The sequence below is a fragment of the Streptomyces jumonjinensis genome (genome assembly GCF_009600885.1).
Lineage (GTDB): Bacteria > Actinomycetota > Actinomycetes > Streptomycetales > Streptomycetaceae > Streptomyces > Streptomyces jumonjinensis.
Map to the genome: position 1 here is coordinate 1 of NZ_VCLA01000153.1, position 4,780 is coordinate 4,780.

Consider the following 4,780-nt stretch of genomic DNA (forward strand, 5'->3'; position numbering starts at 1 on the left):
CTGCAGGGGGGACCCTGTGGGAGAGTAGGACGCCGCCGAACAAATTTTAAGTCTCGGTCCCCGAAAGTTTCTTTCGGGGACCGAGCGCAGGCCCCAATAGCTCAGTCGGTAGAGCGTCTCCATGGTAAGGAGAAGGTCTACGGTTCGATTCCGTATTGGGGCTCATAGAGAAGGCCCCCGCCATCTGGCGGGGGCCTTTTTTGTTTTCCCGGGAGTTCCGTTTCACCGGGGGCTTCACAGATGTCTTCGGGACCTTCGGGGCCTTGGAAAGGGCCGCCGCTGTCCCAGCCGACGGCCCTCTCAGGCTTTCTAGGAGACCTGGGGCTCCGGGACGCGCAGCGTCAGGATGGCCATGTCATCGGAGGCCGGCTCGGCGGCGAAGCGCTCCACCGCGCGCAGAACACGGGAAGCGACCGCGCCGGCCGTGAGGCCCGTACAGCCGGCGAGGACTTCGGCGAGACCGTCGTCGCCGAGCATGCGGGTGCCCTCGCGGCGCTCCGTCACCCCGTCCGTGACGCAGAGCAGCACATCGCCCGGGTCCAACGTCACCATCTGCTCGTACAGCTCCAGGTCGTCCATCACACCGAGCAGCGGCTGAGGATCGGCGGCGGGCTCCACCGTGCCGTCCTGGCGCAGGCGCAGCGGGAGCGGATGGCCCGCGCAGACGACCTTGAGGAGAGCGCTGCCGTCGCTCTGGGGACGGAGCTCGCCATAGAGCAGGGTGAGGAAGCGGCTGCGGGAACCCTCGTCCAGGATCGCCGCGTTGAGGCGTTCGAGGACGGCCGGGCCGCCGAAGCCCTCACGGGCCAGCAGCCGCAGGGCGTGCCGGGCGAGGCCGGTGACGGCCGCGGCCTCCGGGCCCGTACCGCAGACGTCGCCGATGGCGAATCCGTACGCGCCGTCGCGGATGGGGAAGACATCGTAGAAATCTCCGCCGACCTCGTTGCCCTCGCCCGCCGCGCGGTAGAACACCTCGACTTCGACGCCCGGGATCTCGGGCATCTCCGGCGGGAGCAGACTGCGCTGGAGGGACTGGCTGATGGCGACGCGCTCGGAGTAGAGGCGGGCGTTGTCGAGCGCGAGAGCGGCACGGCGGGAGAGGTCCTCGGCGAGTTCGAGGATCTCCTGGCGGAAGTGGTCGTCCGAGGGTTTGCCGAGAGTCAGCATGCCGATGACGCGGTTGCGCGCCACCAGCGGCAGGACGACCGTCTCGCCGCCGACCGCCGCGGCCGTCGCCAGAGTGGTGCCGATGCCTGCGGAGACCGGAGAGGCCGTGCCCCAGCCGAGTTCGCGCTGGGAGGCGAGCAGGGCCGCCCGCTGGGCGGCCTGGCCGGGCGCGGTCCAGATCCGGGCGCCGGGCGTTGGAACCGGGTCCGGCGGCGCGATCTTGGACAGCAGGGCCTTGAGGCCGTCGATGCGTTCCTCGTCCTCGTGCAGCACATAGCTGAGGTAGGGGTCGGACGCCTGGTCGGCGATGGTGTAGACGGCGCACCAGGTGGCCAGCGTCGGGACCGTCATCTGGGCCATCAGGGCCAGGGTCTGGTCGCGGTCGAGGGTTCCGGCGAGCAGATCGGACGCTTCGACGAGGAAGGAGAGCGAGCCCCGGCGCAGTCGTTCCAGTTCGCCCAGGCGGGCGGACTCGACGGCGAGCGCGATGCGGTCGGCGGCGAACTGGAGGCGCAGCGCCTCCTCGTTGGAGTAGCGGCCGGGGGCTTCGGCGGCGACGCCGAGCGAGCCGGTGAGACGCCCCTCGACCTTGAGGGGGACGGTGACGACGGAGCGCATCCCGGTGGAGCCGAGCAGTGGCACGGCTCCGGGAACGGAGGCGAGGTCCTCGTGGACGGCGGGCATCCGGGCGGAGCTGTACCGTCCGCTGCCCGCTTCGACGGGGACGCGGGCGAACCGCTGGCGGGCCGAGGGGAGCCCGGTGGTGGCCCGTACCTCCAGCTCGGTCTCGTCGTCGGTGGCCAGCAGCAGGAAGGCGGCGTCGCCGTCGAGCATGTCCCGGGCGCGTTCCACGGTCCGCTGGAGGAGGCCGTCGAGATCGTCGGGGGCCGGGGAGCCGATGAAGACCTCGAAGGGGTCGGCGGCGCTGTTCTCGGTGCGGGATTCGGTGACGGGGGCGCGCTGGGGCGTCTGGAGCACGGCGCGCTCGGTGTCGCGTACCAGTAGACAGACGGTGGAAGGCTCGCCCTGGGAGTCGCGTACCCGCAGATGGGAGGCGTAGACGGGGATGACTCTGCCGTCGGTGCCGCGGATGCCGTAGCTGCCTTCCCAGCGGGAGAGCTGGAGCGCCTCGGCGAGTCCGGTGCCGATGCCGGGGGTGTGCGGCCAGGCGGCGAGGTCGGCCAGCGGTTTGCCGATGACCTGCTCGGCCGCGTATCCGAAGACGATCTCCGCGTCCGGGTTCCAGACGGCGATGGCGCCGGCCGCGTCGATCTGGGCGACCGCGACGCGTACGCGTTCGTCGGCGACGGGGAGCAGTGCGGTCGGCAGGGCGGGGCTGGCGGAGCGGGTGCCGACCGGGCGCTGGGGGAGGTCGAGCTGGAACCAGACCTGTTTGTGGGTGGGGGTGTACTCGACGCCCCAGCGGGAGGCGAGGGCCGAACAGAGCAGCAGGCCGCGGCCGTTCTCGCTGTCGAGGCCGGCGAAGGAGTGGCCGGTGGCCTGGAGGGGGACCTCGCGCTCGGGGTAGCGGTCGCCGACTTCGATGCGGACGCTGTCCTCCGTGCGCAGACAGAGCACATCGGCGGAGGTGCCCGCGTGGATGATGGCGTTGGTGACCAGTTCGCTGGTGAGGACGACCGCGTCGTCGACGACGTCGGCGTACCCCCAGCCGTGGAGGGTGTCTCGGACGAAGGCGCGAGCGGTCGCGACGGACCGCCCGACGGGGTCGAAGGTGGCAGCCGCCCGGGCGGTGATCACAGAACTCCTTGTACGTGTTTCGACGCCCGGCTCCGCCATGATCGGCCTGCCCCTCCCGGTGCCCGGTGGTAGTTCTCTTGCCCACGACGTCCCGGCCGGGCGGACCGGGTCGGTTGGACAGCCGGATGCCAGGTTACTTACCTTCGCTGTCCGAGCGGATGCCGGTCGCCGCTGTTTCCGCCTTGTGGGACGGGGACGGTATGCGAAGCTGCCGAACTGTTATGGCCTGGTTCCGCATGGGTGAAACACTGGGCAGGCCGCCTGTTACAGCTCAGGCGGTACGGTCAACCCCTGCGGGAGGGTCACGGTGGAGTCTGGCGCGGCGGCGCGTGGCACGAGCACGCGTACGAAAGGCGGACGATCCCGGAGCAATGCGACGACCGAGGTCGATACAGCGGCTCTGAACAAGCTGCTGGGCGCTCTGGTGTCGATGCGCGACGGCAATTTCCGCAGGCGTCTGACCGTGTCGGGCGACGATGTGATGGCCGAGATCGCGGCCGTCTATAACGAGGTCGCGGACCGCAATATGCATCTCACGGGTGAGATGGCGCGGGTGCGCAGAGTGGTCGGGCGTGAGGGGAAGCTCACCGAGCGGCTGGAGACGGGCGCCTGTGAGGGCTCCTGGGCGGCGGCGATCGATGCCACCAACGCGCTGGTGGACGATCTGTCCCGGCCGGTGTCCGAGGTGGGCCGGGTGCTCTCCGCGGTCGCGGACGGCGATCTCGACCAGCGGATGGAGCTGCGTTCGCATGGTTCGGACGGGTCGGTGCGGTCGCTGCGCGGTGAGTTCCTGAAGGTCGCGCGGACCGTCAACAGCCTGGTGGATCAGCTGTCGGCGTTCACCGACGAGGTCACACGGGTGGCGCTGGAGGTCGGCACCGAGGGCAAGCTCGGCGGTCAGGCCCAGCTGCGCGGGGTCTCGGGGTCCTGGAAGGACCTCACGGACTCCGTGAACACCATGGCGCATCAGCTGACCGCGCAGGTGCGCGACATCGCGCTGGTGACGACGGCGGTCGCGCGGGGCGATCTCTCCCAGAAGGTCACCGTGCATGTGGCCGGGGAGATGCTGGAGTTGAAGAACACCGTCAACACGATGGTGGACCAGCTCCAGTCGTTCGGGTCCGAGGTGACCCGGGTCGCCCGTGAGGTCGGTACGGAGGGTGAGCTCGGCGGTCAGGCCGAGGTGCCCGGTGTGGCGGGTGTGTGGAAGGACCTCACGGACTCGGTCAACACCATGGCGGGCAATCTCACCTCGCAGGTGCGGGGGATCGCCGAGGTGACGACGGCGGTCGCCAACGGCGATCTGTCGCAGAAGGTGACCGTCAGCGCGCGCGGCGAGGTCGCACAGCTCGCCAAGACGATCAACCAGATGACCGCGACGCTGCGGACCTTCGCCGACGAGGTCACCCGGGTGGCGAGCGAGGTCGGCGCCGAGGGGCTGCTCGGCGGTCAGGCGCAGGTGCCGGGCGCGGCCGGGACCTGGAAGGATCTGACGGACTCGGTCAATACCGTCTTCCGCAATCTGACCACGCAGGTGCGGGACATCGCGCAGGTGACGACGGCGGTCGCGAACGGTGATCTGTCGCAGAAGGTCACGGTGGATGTGGCCGGGGAGATGCTGGAGCTGAAGAACACCGTCAACACGATGGTGGACCAGCTCCAGTCGTTCGGCTCCGAGGTCACCCGGGTCGCCCGGGAGGTCGGGGTCGAGGGCCGGCTGGGCGGGCAGGCGCATGTGCCCGGCGCGGCGAACACCTGGAAGGACCTCACCGATTCGGTGAACACGGCCTTCCGCAACCTCACCGGCCAGGTGCGGGACATCGCGCAGGTGACGACGGCGGTCGCGAACGGTGAT

The 4,780-nt window shown here is 70.0% G+C and carries 2 protein-coding genes and 1 tRNA gene; 2 read left to right on the forward strand and 1 reads right to left on the reverse strand.

Annotation, left to right across the window (positions count from 1 at the left end):
* The first annotated feature begins 90 nt into the window (after window positions 1-90).
* Window positions 91-163, forward strand: a tRNA-Thr gene (locus tag FF041_RS19765).
* A 146-nt stretch (window positions 164-309) separates the two neighbouring features.
* Here the strand turns inward: FF041_RS19765 and FF041_RS19770 are convergent.
* Window positions 310-2,964: a SpoIIE family protein phosphatase gene (locus FF041_RS19770; protein WP_153524042.1), complete on the reverse strand. Its 2,655-nt coding sequence runs from the start codon at window positions 2,962-2,964 to the stop codon at window positions 310-312.
* A 268-nt stretch (window positions 2,965-3,232) separates the two neighbouring features.
* Here FF041_RS19770 and FF041_RS39140 point away from each other — a divergent pair.
* On the forward strand, window positions 3,233-4,780 hold a 1,548-nt coding region (locus FF041_RS39140), incomplete at its 3' end, for a HAMP domain-containing protein (RefSeq protein ID WP_323392209.1).